The 15,583-nt window shown below is 66.1% G+C and carries 16 protein-coding genes; 9 read left to right on the top strand and 7 right to left on the bottom strand.

What is annotated here, in order from left to right:
* The first annotated feature begins 134 nt into the window (after positions 1–134).
* The 3 genes from VF992_07410 to VF992_07400 all read left to right on the top strand — a co-directional run bounded on the left by VF992_07410 (position 135) and on the right by VF992_07400 (position 3,285).
* On the top strand, positions 135–1,439 hold the full coding sequence (locus VF992_07410) for an ABC transporter substrate-binding protein (protein HEX9340977.1): 1,305 nt from the start codon (positions 135–137) through the stop codon (positions 1,437–1,439).
* Positions 1,440–1,513: 74 nt separating this feature from the next.
* A complete protein-coding gene (locus tag VF992_07405) occupies positions 1,514–2,419 on the top strand; it encodes a sugar ABC transporter permease (protein HEX9340976.1) in 906 nt (301 codons plus the stop codon).
* Between the two features lie 47 nt (positions 2,420–2,466).
* Positions 2,467–3,285, top strand: coding sequence for a carbohydrate ABC transporter permease (locus VF992_07400; GenBank protein HEX9340975.1), 819 nt, complete (start codon positions 2,467–2,469; stop codon positions 3,283–3,285).
* Here the strand turns inward: VF992_07400 and VF992_07395 are convergent.
* Both VF992_07395 and VF992_07390 read right to left on the bottom strand, forming a co-directional pair.
* Entirely contained in the window at positions 3,275–4,456 is a 1,182-nt protein-coding gene (locus tag VF992_07395; GenBank protein ID HEX9340974.1) for an amylo-alpha-1,6-glucosidase, read from the bottom strand. The two genes, VF992_07400 and VF992_07395, sit on opposite strands and share 11 nt — an antisense overlap.
* Positions 4,457–4,475: 19 nt before the next feature.
* A complete protein-coding gene (locus VF992_07390; GenBank protein HEX9340973.1) occupies positions 4,476–5,561 on the bottom strand; it encodes an ABC transporter ATP-binding protein in 1,086 nt (361 codons plus the stop codon).
* Positions 5,562–5,619: 58 nt separating this feature from the next.
* Here VF992_07390 and VF992_07385 point away from each other — a divergent pair, with 58 nt between their 5' ends.
* Positions 5,620–6,867: a glycosyltransferase gene (locus tag VF992_07385; GenBank protein ID HEX9340972.1), complete on the top strand. Its 1,248-nt coding sequence runs from the start codon at positions 5,620–5,622 to the stop codon at positions 6,865–6,867.
* A gap of 25 nt (positions 6,868–6,892) precedes the next feature.
* On the opposite strand, the gene VF992_07380 is transcribed toward VF992_07385, so the two are convergent.
* Complete coding sequence (locus VF992_07380; protein HEX9340971.1) at positions 6,893–7,576, bottom strand: helix-turn-helix domain-containing protein; 684 nt, start codon at positions 7,574–7,576, stop codon at positions 6,893–6,895.
* A 62-nt stretch (positions 7,577–7,638) separates the two neighbouring features.
* Between VF992_07380 and VF992_07375 the strand changes: the two genes are divergently transcribed.
* Both VF992_07375 and VF992_07370 read left to right on the top strand, forming a co-directional pair.
* Complete coding sequence (locus VF992_07375) at positions 7,639–8,013, top strand: cupin domain-containing protein (GenBank protein ID HEX9340970.1); 375 nt, start codon at positions 7,639–7,641, stop codon at positions 8,011–8,013.
* Position 8,014: 1 nt separating this feature from the next.
* Positions 8,015–8,941 carry a prenyltransferase gene (locus VF992_07370; GenBank protein HEX9340969.1) on the top strand — a complete coding sequence of 309 codons (927 nt, stop codon included), beginning with the start codon at positions 8,015–8,017 and terminating at the stop codon, positions 8,939–8,941.
* Here VF992_07370 and VF992_07365 read toward each other — a convergent pair.
* Complete coding sequence (locus VF992_07365; GenBank protein HEX9340968.1) at positions 8,936–9,832, bottom strand: prenyltransferase; 897 nt, start codon at positions 9,830–9,832, stop codon at positions 8,936–8,938. The genes VF992_07370 and VF992_07365 overlap by 6 nt on opposite strands.
* A gap of 135 nt (positions 9,833–9,967) precedes the next feature.
* Here VF992_07365 and VF992_07360 point away from each other — a divergent pair, with 135 nt between their 5' ends.
* Positions 9,968–12,631: an AAA family ATPase gene (locus VF992_07360; GenBank protein ID HEX9340967.1), complete on the top strand. Its 2,664-nt coding sequence runs from the start codon at positions 9,968–9,970 to the stop codon at positions 12,629–12,631.
* Positions 12,632–12,788: 157 nt separating this feature from the next.
* The gene (locus VF992_07355) at positions 12,789–13,847 is read left to right on the top strand and encodes an SIS domain-containing protein (protein ID HEX9340966.1); all 1,059 of its coding nucleotides are present in this window, start codon (positions 12,789–12,791) and stop codon (positions 13,845–13,847) included.
* Here the strand turns inward: VF992_07355 and VF992_07350 are convergent.
* From VF992_07350 to VF992_07340, 3 genes are all read right to left on the bottom strand, one after another.
* Positions 13,792–14,259 (bottom strand): winged helix-turn-helix domain-containing protein, encoded by a 468-nt coding sequence (locus VF992_07350; GenBank protein HEX9340965.1) that lies wholly within the window; start codon positions 14,257–14,259, stop codon positions 13,792–13,794. The genes VF992_07355 and VF992_07350 overlap by 56 nt on opposite strands.
* A gap of 93 nt (positions 14,260–14,352) precedes the next feature.
* A complete protein-coding gene (locus tag VF992_07345) occupies positions 14,353–14,781 on the bottom strand; it encodes an SRPBCC family protein (protein ID HEX9340964.1) in 429 nt (142 codons plus the stop codon).
* A 113-nt stretch (positions 14,782–14,894) separates the two neighbouring features.
* On the bottom strand, positions 14,895–15,083 hold the full coding sequence (locus VF992_07340) for a hypothetical protein (protein ID HEX9340963.1): 189 nt from the start codon (positions 15,081–15,083) through the stop codon (positions 14,895–14,897).
* Positions 15,084–15,403: 320 nt separating this feature from the next.
* Between VF992_07340 and VF992_07335 the strand changes: the two genes are divergently transcribed.
* Complete coding sequence (locus tag VF992_07335; protein ID HEX9340962.1) at positions 15,404–15,550, top strand: hypothetical protein; 147 nt, start codon at positions 15,404–15,406, stop codon at positions 15,548–15,550.
* Positions 15,551–15,583: the final 33 nt, after the last annotated feature.

The raw sequence follows: 15,583 nt of genomic DNA, 5'->3' as shown, positions 1-15,583 counted from the left end.
CGATGCGTGCGTCGGTCTATTTTAGCGTTGTGAGGACTCCGACTCGGCGTTGTGTTCGCTGCTCCGGCGGCGAGGCGCCCGAACCTTTTTACCGCAAAACCGCTATCCGCCGCGGGGTTAGGGAGGAGAGCGACATGGCTGGATTATCGAGTTCGGGTGCGCCTGGCGGGAGCACGGATTACACGCCGCCGCGGAAGATGGGCCGAATGCTTGCGGTCCTGATTGTGCTCCTGGTTGTGACCAACGCCGTCACGGCGCTGACCGTGTACTACGTGTCGACTCCGACCGTGACGGCACCGACGCTCCGCGTCATCGGTCCCTGGGCGGGCCCGGAAAAAGCCAAATTCCTGCCGGTCCTGAACCTGTTCCACAATCAGACGGGCATCAACTACGAATACATCACGACCCGGCAAGAGGATCTTCAATCGGTCCTGCCGAACTGGTTCGCCGCGGGCCGGGCCCCCGCCGATCTGATTTTCATGCCGAGTTCCTTCGTCAAGCAGTACGGAGCCCAAGGACACGCCGCGGACCTCGCGTCGACGATCACGCAGTCAAACTACGTGGCCGGCGCCTTGGACCCGCTCAAGGACGGCAGCAAGCTCTACGGCGGCGCGTACACGGGGAAGGTCAAGCCCGGTTTCTGGTACAACAAGTCGTTCTTCACGGCGAGCAACCTGCAAGCGCCGACGACCTTCGCCGGCTTCGAGGCCCTCTTGGCCGACATCGAGTCGCGCGGACTCGTGACGAACCAGCCGATCATCAGCGGCGATGGCGTGGGTTGGCCCCTCTCCGACGTCGTGGAGCACTTCATCGCGACGTACGGCGGGCCTAGCATGCACCGGGCGCTCATGAACGGAACGCTCGCCTGGACGGATACCCGGGTGCACGACATCTTCGCGAACTATCTCGTGCCGACCCTGACCCCGGGCGTCGTGTGCGCCAACGGCTGCTGGAGCGCTCCGCGGCAGTGGGACACCGGGGTGACGGAGTGGTGGGCCGGAGACTACGCCCTCTACTTCATGGGCAGCTGGATCACGGGGATGGTCCCCAACCCGGCGGACATAGGCGTGTTCTCTCTCCCGGGAGGCGTGAGCACGCAAGGGATCGTGTTCGCGGCGGACTACTTCTTCGTGCCGAAGTACGCGACGCAGCTCGACTCCGCGAAGCGGCTCGCCGCGTTCCTCGGCAGCGCCGCGGCGCAGACGCAGCAGGTGAAGGTCGGCGGGCACATCGCGACGGTCACCGGGGTGCCCTCGAGCGCATATCCGCCCTTGGATGCATCGATCGCGGCGCTCTTGACCGGCAAGGAAGTGCTCTCGGATCTCGACGACACGAAGGGAGGCACGTTCCAGACGACGTTCTGGGCGCAGCTCCAGGCGCTGTGGGCGGACCCGAGCACCCTCGACACCGTCCTCGCGAACATCCAAGCGGCCGCATGAGGCGAGCTCGAAGGGGGCGCGCCAAGCGTCCCCTCTCCTTTTATTCGACTCCCTTGACCCGCGTGTTGTTCTTCGTGCCCGCGACGGTCCTCCTGATCGTCCTCGTCGTCTACCCGGTCCTCCAGACGCTCGCCCTGAGCTTTGTCGGCCCCAGCACCGGCGGATTCGTCGGCTTCGACAACTACGGGAACGTCCTCGGCCGGCCGGAGACGATCGACCTGAGAGACACACAGGTTCCCTTCGGGACCTTGATCAACAACCTCCTGTGGATCGCCATCCACCTCCCGATGACTCTGTTTACCGGGTTGTTCCTCGCCCTCACGCTCCAGAAGGTCCGGGGCGCGTCCGTCGTAAAGTCGATGGTGTTCCTCGGGATGGTCACGCCCCTCATTGTCGGCGGGATCATCCTGCGGTACCTGTTCGACGAGAAGTCCGGGATCGTCCCGCAGCTCTTCGGGGCCATCGGGATCAAATCTCTGGCGATTCAATGGACCCAATACCCGTCGACCTTGCTCTTCGGACTCATCTTCGGGTCCGTGTGGCTGTGGACGGGCTTTAGCCTGATCATCTACTCCGCCGGGCTCACGACGATCCCGAAGGACTTCTTCGAAGCGGCGCAGATCGACGGAGCATCCTCGTGGCAGATGTTCCGGAAGATCACGTGGCCGCTGCTGCGGCCGATCACCCTCGTCGTCGTGACGATGACCATCCTATGGGAGCTGAAGATCTTCGACATCGTTCGCGCCGCAACAGGCCCGAACGGCGGCGTGGGAAACGCGGCGGACGTGCTCGCCCTGCAGATGTGGCGGTACGCCTTCCTCAGGACAAACTACCCCGAGGCTGCGGTCGTCGCGACGCTCTTGACCGGGTTGACCCTCCTAGTAGCCTCGTTCATGTTCCACCGGATGGTCGTGGGCCCGCGGGGCGGCCGGAGGCCGCTGGGCCTCCTTCTGCGACTGGTCCGATTCGTAGGGGGATGACCATGAGACGATGGAGCCTCCCCCGACTTCGGATTCGACCCCGAACCGTGGCGGTCCACGCCGTCGCCTGGGGCCTCGGATTCCTTTGGCTCCTTCCGTTCCTTGGGGTCCTGATGACTGCCATCCGTCCTGTGGACGAAATCCTGCACGGCTGGTGGGTCTTCGATCCGTTCAACCCGACCGCGAAGAACTTCGTCACCGTGTGGACCGACCCCTCGACTCCAATGTGGCGGGGCATCCGAAACTCGTTCATCGTCGCAATCCCGTCGACCGTCATCCCGATTTTCATCGCGTCCTTCGCGGCGTACGGCTTTACCCGATTCCGCTTCCCGATCCGCGACTACTTGTTCCTGACGATCGTCTTGTTCATGGCAGTCCCGCAGCAAATGGTCGCGGTGCCAATCTTCCTGCGGATGATCGAGTTGGGCCTATGGGACAACTGGCTCGGCGTCATCCTGCTCCATTCGAGCTGGGCGATTCCGTGGATTCTGCTCTTCATGCGGAACTTCTTTCAGACACTCCCCGCGGAGGTCGAGGAGGCGGCGCGGGTCGACGGAGCGTCCGACCTGCGGATTTTCCTGAAGATCGTCCTCCCGATGGCGCTGCCCGCCCTCGCGGCGGTGGCGGTGTTGCAATTCATGTGGGTCTGGAACGATTTCTTCTTCGCGACCATCCTCCTTTTCTCGCCGGACAAAATGGTCGGGACACAGCTCGTGCCTCTGCTGTCGGACGCCGGACCGTACCAGCGTGATCAAGCAATCCTCTCTGCGGCGTCGATGAGCGTGATGATCGTGCCGGTCGTAATCTTCGCCCTCCTGCAGCGGTACTACATCCGCGGGATGATTGGCTGGACGATCAAGGGCTAGGCGCTTCCCCTTCACCGAGTAGGTCGATTAGCGCTCCGGTTGACCATGCCTGAAGGGCATTCGCCCGGGTGCTCCCTTTAAGCGTCGCGGACAGATTGATGAGGCGGTCGTCCACGACGGCGTAGAGCTCCGGGATTCCCTTCAGCTCCTCGTACCCACGGAGGAGCGCATCGCGCACGCGCCCCGCCTCCCGATCGAAGCGCGCGGCCAGCAGTCCTCGGTACAGGAACCAGTTATCGTGAGGCCACACCGTCCCCAGATGATAGCCGTACGGATCGAAGTCCGGTTCGGAGGTCGCGTGCGTCCGGACGCCGTACGGGGTCCAAAGGTCATCTTTGAACAGGCGCGAGACGAGTCCGGCTATCCTGTCGCTCGGGACGGCTCCCATGACCAGGAGATGCCCGGGATTCGAGGTGATCGCCCGGCGAAGTCTTTTCCCGCCGTCGAGGGCCAGGCCATAGTAGGCCTCGTCGGGGATCCAGAAGTTGCGGTTCAAGGCGTCTTCAACGCGCGACGCCTGCGCTCGCGCCTCTCTTGCGATCTCGTCCTCGCGGCGGCGTTCCGCGAGCGCCGCGAAAGCGCGGTGTGCGGCGACCGCATAGCCCTGCACCTCGACCATGGCGACGGGCGGTTCGATGCGCAGGTGGTCGACTAATCCATCCTTCCATCCCTGGTGGAACAGCCCGTGCGGATTCTTGCGTTCGTATTCGATGAAGCCGTCTCCGTCGATGTCCCCCTGGACATCCATCCACCGATGGGCTAGGAGGAACGCGGGCCAAAGGTCCGTCGCGAGCCGCTCGTCCCCTGTGTGCTGCACGTATTCGTCCGCGACGATCAGGAATAAGGGAGTCGAGTCGACGCTGCCGTAGTACGGGAAGCCCCAATCCGGCAGCTCTCTCTGCGACGCGGGATCGAACCGGTGTTCGTGGAGGATCTTTCCCGGCTCTTCCTCCGATCGCGCGTCCGTGCGTCGTCCCTGGTACGAGGCGAGCACGCGGAGGGTCGACTCCGCGATTCGGGGATCGTATCGGAGGGTCTGCCACGCTGAGATCAGGGAGTCTCGGCCGAACAGGGTGAAGTAGCGGGGCCAGCCGGCGCGAAGGTACCCCTCCGGCGCGCGGAGCCGATCCAAGTCATGCTCGAGACGGGCCCGCAGCCGCTCGAAGTTCATCGGGCCCCCGGATGCGCGGTTACTCGATCGCCCGACCCGTCGTCCGGTCAAACAGGTGGATTCGTTCCGGTGCGAAGCGAATCCAAACCGTCGCGCCGGCGTCCCCTTCGAACGTCGGGCCCGTGACCACCTTGATGAGCTTGTCCCCGACCTTCAGGTCCAGGATCGTCGAGTCTCCGAGAGGCTCCGTCGTGTAGATTTCTGCCGCGATGCAGTCTGCTTCTGCCGGCTCGGTCGGGCTCACCCGCACGTCTTGGGGGCGGATTCCGAGGACGAGTGGTCCACCGGACGACGCCGGCAGTGCATCCGCGAACTGGGTTGGGACATCGATCCGGAAGTCGGCGGCGTCGAGCTGCCCGCGGCCATCGAGGTCGCAGTCGATCAGGTTGATCGGCGGACTGCCGATGAACGCCGCCGTGAATTCGTTGGCCGGATGGCTGTAGAGGTCCCGAGGCCCGTCATATTGCTGGAGCACGCCCTTGTTGAGGAGGGCGACGCGATGGGCCATGGTCATCGCCTCGACCTGGTCATGGGTGACGTAGATCGTCGTGACGCCGAGGTCCTTCTGGAGCTTCTTCAGCTCCGCTCGCATGTGGACCCGGAGCTTCGCGTCAAGGTTGCTCAAGGGCTCGTCCATGAGGAACACATGGGGCTCGCGGACGATCGCCCGTCCGAGCGCCACCCGCTGTCGCTGTCCGCCGCTCAACTGGCTCGGCTTGCGATCCAGGAGGCCCTCGATCTGCAGGAGCCGCGCGACTCGGTTGACCCGCGCGATGATCTCCCGTTCCGCGACCTTGGCGTTCTCTAAGGGGAAGGCGATGTTCTTGTACACGGTCATGTGCGGATACAGCGCGTAACTCTGGAAGACCATCGCGACGTTCCGTTGCTTCGGGTCCAGGTCGTTCACGAGGCGGTCGCCGATGTAGATCTCGCCCGCGGATGGCTCTTCGAGGCCGGCGATGCAACGCAGGGTCGTCGTCTTTCCGCATCCGCTCGGCCCGAGCAAGACGACGAACTCTTTGTCGTTGACCTCGAGGTTAAGGTCGATGACGGCGGGGACGTCGTCGTACGCCTTCGCGAGACCTCGCAACTCGACTCGGGCCAAGGCGAGTTCGGACGGGGAAGAACGGATAAATAATCTTCGCCTTCCTCCCGCCGTCGCGGTGCGTGCGCCCATGGAAGAAGTCCACGTCGCGGAGAAACGGCTGTCGGACTACCGCGCGATCATCGGCTCCGCCGCCTTCTCGGAGATTCTCGCGCTCGCGAGCAAGCTTAACGGGAAGCGCGTCGCGCACGTCAATGCGACCGCGTACGGCGGCGGTGTCGCGGAGCTCCTCCAGAGCCTCGTCGCCCTGCAGCGGGACGTCGGGCTCGACGCGCACTGGTTCGTCCTCGCGGGCTCGAATGCGTTCTTCAACGCGACGAAGGCGATGCACAACGCTCTGCAAGGCTCAGAGACGCCGCTCTCCGCCGACATGCTCGCGGCGTACCGGCATTTCAACGAGGTGAACGCATCGACGTTCACGGACGAGTACGACTACGTGATGATCCACGACCCGCAGCCGGCGCCACTCGTCAACCTGTGCGAGCGGAATGGTGCGTGGCTTTGGCGGTGCCACATCGATCTGACGTCCCCCAACCCGTCGGCCATCAAGATCCTCGAACCGCATCTGCGCGCGTACGATGCGGCAGTGTTCAGCGCTGCGGAATACGCCCCCCGCACCGTGCCCTTCCGCCGCATCTACGTGAACCCGCCGGCGATTGACCCGGTGAGCCCTAAGAACCGTCACGTCTACGACGAGGAGCGCGACTCGATCCTCGCCCGCTTCGACGTCGACTTCGAGCGGCCCGTCATCAGCCAGGTCGGACGGTTCGATCCCTGGAAAGATCCGCTCGGCGTCATCGATGCGTACCGACTCGTGAAAAAGAAGGTGCCCGGGGTCCAGCTCGTCCTCGTCGCGTCGATGGCCCGCGACGATCCGGAGGGCTGGATCTGGTTCGAGCGGTCCGCGCGGCACGCCGGCGAGGATCCCGATATCCACCTGCTGACGGACCTCCGCGGGGTCGGCGCCCTCGAAGTCAATGTCCTGCAGCGGGAGACCGACGTCTCCCTCGCGAAATCCCTGCGCGAAGGCTTCGGACTGATCGTGAGCGAATCCCTGTGGAAGCGCGTGCCCGTCGTCGGCGGGGACGTCGGCGGGATCCGCCTGCAGATCAAGGACGGGCGACACGGATACCTCGTGTCGAGCGTCAAGGAGGCGGCCGACCGCACGGTCCAGCTGCTCCGCGACGACGCCCGACGGAAGGCGATGGGCAAGGCCGGACGGGAACGGGTCCGGCGCCATTTCCTCATTACCCGCTACCTGCGCGAGTACCTACGGATCTTCGGCGAGCTCAAGGCCGCCGGCTGACTTCCGTGACATCCGTCGTCGTAGCCTACGGGAGCGTCTCTCGCAAGATCCGCCGGAGTCCGCGGCGGAGGTGTTGGCTCACCGTGTTCCGGCTCAAGCCCGTCAGCTCCGCGAGCTTCCCCAGGCCGACCTTTGCGGGGATGTCGAAATATCCCAGGGTCCAGGCGAGGCTCAGGACTTCCCTCTGACGGGCCGTGAGTTCCCCGTCGCCGAGCGCGGCGGGGTGGCGAATCGCCCGCCGGCCTCGGAGCCGCCATCCCACGCCTAGGTCGTCGAGCAGCGCGAACATGCGTCGCGCGGTCCCCTCATCCGCGAGGAACGACAGGGTCGCGGAATCTTTGCGGATCACGGTGGGCGTCGTCGGGGTGACGCCGGCCCCGAGGTCTTCGAGGACCGCCTCGAGCGCGCCGGGATTCCGCTGCCGGAGGAGCGCGACGTACGCGCGGCCGGCCTCTTCGACGCGCAGGATCTCGAACTCCCGCAGACGGTAGCGGCGCCGGAGCCGCTCGCGCGACCGCATGATCTCGTCCACGCTCCGAGGAGGGCCCGACCGCACGACGCGGACGAGGAGGACCCGCTCTCGCGGCTGGAACGAGTAGACGTGCAAGATCTCGACGGACTCGTTGTGCGCGAAGAACGTCGACGGGACGACGCCTTCCCGGATCAGGAGGTCTCCAGGTACCTCGATCGTCAGCCGCCGCAATGGCATGTGGTTACCGGTAATCATGCGCCTAGATATAGGCTCGCGGTGTGCTCGGTCCGAGGGGATCGATGGAACCGACTGCGGGCGGCAAAGGCGCGGTGGTGCGAAACCTCCCGGACGAGCCGTGGGAAAAGGGGATCGGACCGGGGATCGTCGACAAGAAGATCATGGGGCCCGGGGACAGCAATTTCATGCTCATGGGGCTCGCGCGCATGGAGCCGGGCGTGAAGTCGCCGCCGCACCGGCACCGGTACACGCAGATCTTCTACATCCTCGAGGGCCGCGGCCAAATCATCGCCGACGGCACGACGTACGACATCGGCGCCGGTTCGGTCGCGCGCTTCCTGAAGGGCGAGACGCACACGGTCGTCAACCCGGGTCCCGGTCCTCTGACATTGATCGAGGTCCGCGTGCTCCCTCGGGACCAGGTGGTTTGGGAATAGGATGGCCTCGCTGCGGACCTGGTTCAAGGCGACGCAGCCGCACAGCTTCCTGGCGTCCCTGGTCGGCGTGGCGCTCGGGACCGCAATCGCTTGGGACCGTACGCGGACGTTCGATGGGGCGGCGCTCGCGCTCACGGCCCTCGGCGTCGTGTGCCTCCACGCCGGCACGAACATGAGCAACGACTCGATCGATTTCAAGCGCGGCGTCGACGACTTGCCCCCGCACCTCGTGAGCCCCTTCACGGGGGGCGCCCGCGTCCTCCCGGATGCGGCGGTCTCGTTCGAGGCCCACCGTCGGGTCTGGATCGGGTTCTTCGCCGCCGCCGCGCTCCTCGGGCTCGTCCTGGCGGCCACCCGTCCGAACGGTTGGATCTTGCTCGTCCTCGGTGGGATCGGCGGGGCGATTGCGGTCTTCTATACGCTGCCCCCGGTCGCACTGCAATATCACGGCGTCGGCGAGGTCGCGGTGACCGTCGTCTTCGGTCCCATCGTCGTCCTCGGGTCGTACGTCGTGCAAACCGGCGCATTCGCCGTAGAGCCGATCTGGACATCGATCCCGCTTGGTCTCCTGATCGCCGCGTTCCTCCTGGTGAACGAGATGCCGGAGCACGAGACGGACCCGAGCGGCGGCAAACGGACGATTCCCGCGCGGATCGGCTTGGAGAAGTCCCTCCAGCTGTACGAGGCGATGGTGTCCGCGGCGCTCCTCCTGCTTGTCGTCTTCGCGGCCGTACGACTCGTCCCGTGGGTCTCCATGCTCGGGCTCCTCGCGGTCGTCCCTCTCTCGAAGGCCCGGTCCGTCCTTCGCGCCCACTACCGCGAATACCCGGCGCACATTCCCGCCAACGCCGCTACGATCCAGGCCGTGCTCTTGCTCGGGGCAGGCATGACGGCGGGCTATCTCATCGCGGCCGTTGCGAACCTATAGCCCGAACGCGAGACCGACGACGAGGGCCGCTCCGACGAACAGGTGCCCTGCGATCGTCCACGCGATGACTGGGCCGTACCGCTCCGACGGGCCGGCGGTTCGGGGGAGCGACCGCACGATCAGGAGGTCGAACACGGCTAAGACGGGCACCCAGAAGAGGCCGCCGCCCCGCACGAGCCACAGCACGCCTACAAGGTAAGGGGCCAGGAGCAATCCCAGGAAAGCGCGGAGCGCGCGGGGCACGCCGAGCAGGGTCACAGGGGTCCGCTTTCCTTTCGCGAGGTCCTCCTCCCGGTTCGGGAAGTACCTGGCGAACGAGATCGCGGCCGCGAGGAATCCGAGGATCGCCGAGGCGAAGACGCTCGACTCGATTCCCGCACCTCCGAACACGACCGTCGCTCCGATGGTCATGATCGGTCCGAACGCGAGGAACGTCGAGATCTCTCCGATTCCCCGGAAGCTGAGCCGGAGCGGCGGCGAACTGTAGCTCCACGCGAGGACCGCGCCTCCGAGGCCGAAGGCGAGGAGCGCCAGGTTCGCGGTGATTGCGACCAGCGCGAGTCCCGTGACCACGCCGACGGCGAAGCACGCGCCACCCGCCCGGAGGACCGTCCTCGGATTCCGCGTGAGGCCGATCGCCGCGCCGCTGTCGAACGCGAACCATGTGCCCGGAGAGGACGGCGGAACGGAGCGGCCGAGTCCCTCGTAGTATCCTTTGAAGAGGTTCGCGCCCGCCTGGATTCCGACGAGGGACATCAGGATAAGGACGAGGTACTCCGGCCGGAACATTGCGCCCGCACCGACGGCGGCCGCGGCCCCGACGAACGCGGGCACGATCGAGGCCTCGAACAGGATCGCCTGGGACGCGCGAAGCCAAGCGAGTGCCCGCATCCGCCCGCCGAGCGCTCGCGCCCGAAAAAGGATTGCGCTCCGCGATGGCAACGTTATCGGATCCGAGAATATTCTCTATTGCCAAATGTTCCATCCTCGAATATTCTTAAATGCTCGACGTGCCGTCCCGGGCGCGTGCCGAGGGGGTACCGGAGGAAGCGGTTTTACTCGACCTCGACCCGAATTCTCACGCACCTCTCCGCGACGGCGGCGCAGGAGCCCGTGACGCTCTCCGTCCTGACGCAGGAAGGCATCGCCGCCTCGACGCACTCCGGCCGCACCACGGCGACGAAATGGCTGGCCCGGCTCGAGGCAGGTGGCCTCGTCGCGGGCGAGCGGGCGCACGTGCCAGGACATCGTGTCCGGAAGACGGTGTACCGCCTCACCCACGACGGATGGGCCGAGGCGATGAAACTGAGGGGCCGCTTCCAGTCTGACATCGTCGAGGTCGCCGCGTCCGATCTCGATCCGACGCCGATGCGGGTGGCGGACATCCCGGAGATCTTCCCCGCGTACGTCAATCTGACCGCCGCCGTCTCGTTGATCCGCCGGGGGCGGCTCGACTTCACGAAGCTCCGCGGGATCGGAGCGGGCGCGGTCGCGCCGGTCCTGTGGGGCGATACGCTCCGCCGGCTCGGTCGCGTCTTCGGACGCTCCGACGAGTCCCGCGCCCTCGACGCGTGGGCCGCTTCGCCATCCGCCGTGCTCGTCGTCACGGGAATCGCGGGGATCGGGAAGAGCGCGCTCGTCGCGAGCTGGCTCGTCCGCCAGCAGCCCCGCCCGTACATCTTCTGGTTCGAGATCCACGACGGGACGACGCGGTCCGCGTTCCTGCGCGGCCTGGCGGCGTTCCTCGCGCGGCTGGGCCGCCGCGGGCTGACGAGCCTCCTGCACGAAGCCGGCTCGCATGCGCAGCCCGTCGTCGTGCGCCTACTGAACCATGACCTCAAAGATCTGCCCATCCTCGTCGTGCTCGATAACTTCCAACGCGCGACCCCGGACCTCGCCCGGTTCCTCCGCGGACCCATCCTCGAGCTGTGTCGGTCGCCTCCGACGAAGGTTGTGATGATCTCCCGCACCGTTCCCGCGAACCTCTCCCGCCGAAAGGGGCCGAAACGCCCGCGCATCGAGGTCCTGCGCATCGGCGGCCTCGACTTGGACGCGTCACTGTCCCTCTTGCGGGCGAAAGGCTTCGCCGGGGACGAGGTCGCGCTCCAGCGGGTCGCGAACACCGCGCGCGGCCACCCGATTCTGCTGTCGTTCGCGGCGCAGACCGGGTCGATCGTGAGCGGCGAGATGACCCGCTACCTGGAGCGGGAGATCTGGCGGACCCTCACCAAGGACGAACGCACCCTGCTGGAGGCGGCGTCGTTGTTCCGAGGCCTGGTGCCGCTCGACGCGATGCACTGCTACACCGCAGAATGGGAGACGGCCGTCCACTCGCTCCAGGCGAAGAACTTGCTCGCCCCGACGATCTCGGGAGGCGTCATCGTGCACGACTCGATCCGCGAGTACATCCGCGACCGGTTGCCGGAAGCGCGACGGCGCTCGTTCCATTCGCTTGCGAGCGCGTACCTCCTCGACGGAGCCGAGATGCACGACCGTCTCGAGGGCCTGTTCCACCTCGTCGAGGCGGGGGACCTGAAAGGGATCGGAGACTATCTCGTGTCGCGCGGTGCCGGCCTGCTGGACTCTGTGCCCGCCTCGGAGCTGCTGGCCGTCTTGCGGAATATCGATCCCGCCACCCTGGACGCGGTGCCCCGGTGCGTCCTGTCCGAGGTCATGGGGGATGCCTTGCGGGCTCTCGGGGACTCGCACCCCGCCCTCCTCGAGTACCGCCACGCGGTCCAGCGGTGCGAGGCGATCGCCCGGCCGGAACGGATCCCCCGTCTCCTTCGGAAGATCGCGTCGATCGAGCGTTGCCGCAACGAACCGGCGAAGGCGCTCGGCCATCTCGTCGAGGCCCGCGCCCGGCTCAAGGGCCAACCGGACGCCGCGGAGTTCGGTGAGGTCCTGAGGGAAATGGCCCTCCTGGAGAAAGCCCAGGGGAACCTCGCGGAGGCGGCGGGCCACATGAACGCGGCGGTCGACCTCGCGACGGAAGGCTCCGCCCCCGGCGCCCTCGTGCGTGGGCTGACCGCACTCGGAAGCATCGAAATGGATCGGGGCCACCTCGATCAGGGCCTCGCGTACAAGCTGGAGGGCCTCCGGATCGCGGAGCGAGCGGGGAACTTGACGGAGATTGCGCGCGCCTCCATCTCGGTGGGGGCCTCGTACCACGGGTTACGGCGGTACGAAGAAGCGGTGAGGTGTTACGATCGCGCCTTGCAGATCGCGCGTCTCGTCGGCAATGTGAGGCTCGTCGCGTACGCGACCATGGATCGGTGCGCCGCCCTCATGGACATGGGCCGCGCACGAGAAACGGGGGAGCCTCTCGCCGAAGCGAAACGGCTCATCCAGATCCTCGAGGAACGAGACACTCTTTCGTTGCTCGCCGTCTATGAGGGACAGCGAGAGTCCCAACTGGGCCGGTGGGGCCGGGCGACGCGGCTCTGGGAGCAGGGCCTGCGCGGCCTGCGAGAGTTCGCGGACCGATCGGACTTGGCTCAGTCGCTCCTCTACGTGGGTCGCTTCCACCTGGAACACGGCGATACGTCGGAGGCCCGGCAGTACCTCGACGAAGCCGCGCGGCTGGCTCGCGCCCTGGGGAACGACGCTCTCCTGGCGGAACTCGAACCGCTCCTCACCGACACCGACTCCCCCGAGAACCGTTCGGCGACGCGACCGACGCGTAGTTAGTTCGGATCCTTCGGCGGCGGGTCCATGGGTCACCTCTCAGCCTGCGCATTCGCCCCGGTTCGCTTTTAAAAGTGACTTGGCTTGTTCTGTTTTCCCGACGGCCGGCTCGCGGACCCGAGTCTGTGCGGTCTTAAGGACGGCGAGCGGATGCCGTCGCATGGTCTCCTTCCCGGATCCGCGGGACCGACACCCGTACCACATGCACGACATGATTCGCGGTCAGCCGGGCTACGTCGCGGAAACGCTGGGCCGGGTCGAGCGCGTGCCCGTCGACGACGTGCTCGGTCGGAACCGCCTCGTCGTCGTCACGGGATGCGGCACGTCATTCCATGCGGCGTCGTACGGGGCGGAAGTCCTCCAGGCAGCCTTCGGAACCGCGAAGGTGGTCCGCGCCGTCCACGCGTACGATCTCGCATACGGTGTCGGCGCGCCGCGCGGATCGACGGTCCTCGGCGTGAGCCACAGCGGGTCCACCCCGACGACGAACCTCGCGCTACGCCGCGCGCGCCGGAGGGGCGCTCGAACGATCGGGCTGTGCGGCCTTCCCCGGTCCGACATGGAGCGGGAAACGAGCCGGGCGTTCGTCATCGGAACGGTCCACGACCGGTCTTGGGCCAACACGATGGCCTATACGACGCAGCTCGCTGCCTTCGCATCGCTCGCCGCGGATGCCGGCGGTCCGGTTTGGGCGGGCGTGCGTCGAGCGCTGAAAAGGCTCCCGGGGGCGCTCGCGGAGGCCCTGAAGTGCGAAGGCGCGGTCCGGCGCGTCGCCGCCGCTGTGGCGCGACGCGACCGGGCGTCGTTCCTGGGCAGTGGGTTCGACGCGATCACGGCCCTCGAGGCGGCCCTGAAGATCCGGGAGACGTGCGGCCTCCCTGCGAGCGGCTACCACATCGAACAAGTGCTCCACGGTCCGTGTCTCTCGGTCGACCGCCGCGAGTCCGTCGTCATGCTTCGGTCCCGCGACGACGGGGCGCGGAGCGAGGCGATCCGCCGGTCCATGCGGCAATTCGGCGCGCGCGTGACGACGATCGGCGACTCGCCCGAAGCCGAAATCCGTCTGCCGTCCACGGAGCGGATCCTCCGCCCCATCGTGAGCGTCGTGTCGCTGCAGTTCCTCGCGTACTACGCCGCCCTCGAGCGGCGCGCGAACCCGGACGTCATGCGGACGGATATTCCCGGATATCGTGCGGGGCTGCAGCCGCTGTTTCACTGACGACGATGTCGGGGGGCATCCCGACGAGCGTCGCCACATCCGTGCCGTTCCGTAGGAGGAGGTGCAGATGCATCTTGCCGCTCCCGTACGTGATCTGGAAGCGGTCTACCTCGGATTTGTAGAGGCGTGCCGGCCTTCGGCGTCCCTCCGTCACGAATCCCGCCTCGGAGATGAGCCCCAGGGAGGCGAGCCTTCGGACGCGCCGATAGCAGGCGGCGATCGGCACGCGGTACCGGTTCGCGATCTCCTGCGCCGTCAACTTCTCCTGGTGAAGTGCGATCAGGATCCGCAAGGCGTGGTCGTCGAGGAGGGACTGCCCGTCCTTGTCGTACAGGAGGAGTTCTTCGACCAGCAACTTCGGTCGGGGGGGCTCGCTGCCGTTCGCGGGCGGTCCGAACGACACACGGCGCATTCAGGGTCGCCCGATTAAAAGACATAGCTCCCGGTTATCACGGTTGAACCGGAGCCATGGGCGCGAGGCGACGCGGTCGGAATCCCGCCGACGTCAGCCTTCGAGCGCCTTCTTCACGTTAGCGGCGAATTCCTCGGTCTGCGATTTCAGCTTCGACTGCAGGAAGTTGTCCATGATCCGCGCGAGCGGGCCTTTCGCCTGCACGGCCATCGTGTACGTGACCTTCGTGCCATTCCCGAGCGGCGCGAGGTCGATCGTCCCGATCAGGTCCATGTGGTCGGACTCCCCGCGGAATCGCCCGTGTCGCAGCGGGATTTGCTCGATCGTCTCCGTGAGGACGACGAACTCTTGGGACAGCGGGCCGATCTTCACCCTGAGGTTCCAGCGCGCGCGGTTCGCATCGAGGACCTCAACCGATTGCACGCCGGGCACGCAACCGCCGACGCGACGCATGTCGGAAAGGAACGCCCACACCCGATCGACGGGTGCCGCGACCTCGAACGAGACGGTCCCTTCGGGCACGGAGGCGAGCAACACGCCTTCGGCCAAATACTTTCCACGAGAATCACGGAAAGAGAAAGGGGCCGAGGTCCTCCCCCATTTTGCCTCGGCGGGTGGGGGTTCGCGAGGTGGACTCAACCTTTCCGCAAGAAGGGAAGGCCCGTGCGCTTGTTCACGCCGACCTTGCGATTCTTCGGCATTTCGTCCATCGGCTTGCCGCTCTTCGGTTTGCGCTTGCTGAAGAAGTAGATCGTCACTTTCGGTCCCTTCTTCAGTTTCACGTCTCGCGAGTACAGCGTCCATCCCTGGTACGTGTACGGCATGTTTGACCTCGTCCCCTCCATACAATAGGGTATCAAAAGCGTTTCCCTCCCTTAGAAGCTCGCCGGACATGCGAGGAATCGCTTGATTATAGTCATAGTATAGCACTCCCTCGCGCTATGGAGGATCGATGCGTCACGTTCGGTGGGTCGCGGAATCGGCGGTCTGAGAGTGGCGCATTCGCGATCGGGTCCGGGCGACCCGATCCGCGCTCCGCCCACCGATCCTGACGGACGCCCTCCTCGCGGTGCCGAGGAATCATCCGCGAGAACAGGCCCGAAATGGCTATGGCACCATCCGCGAACGCAACTCCGGAATCCGCATGAAGGCAAAGCTGCAACGCGTCGAGTGCGACGAGGAAGACCTGATCGAGCTCCCCGATTCCTGGGTCCCGGTCCGTCTCGAGCACAATTCCTACGCGACCCCGGCTCGCAAGGCCTACACCTTGTACTATCTCGAGCGCGCCTGACGTCCCGCGCGGCTTGAATATCCGCTGCGCGTT

The organism is Thermoplasmata archaeon, from assembly GCA_036395115.1.
GTDB lineage: Archaea > Thermoplasmatota > Thermoplasmata > RBG-16-68-12 > RBG-16-68-12 > RBG-16-68-12.
Note: the sequence above shows the minus strand (reverse complement) of the source record. Positions and strands in the feature narration are given on the sequence as shown.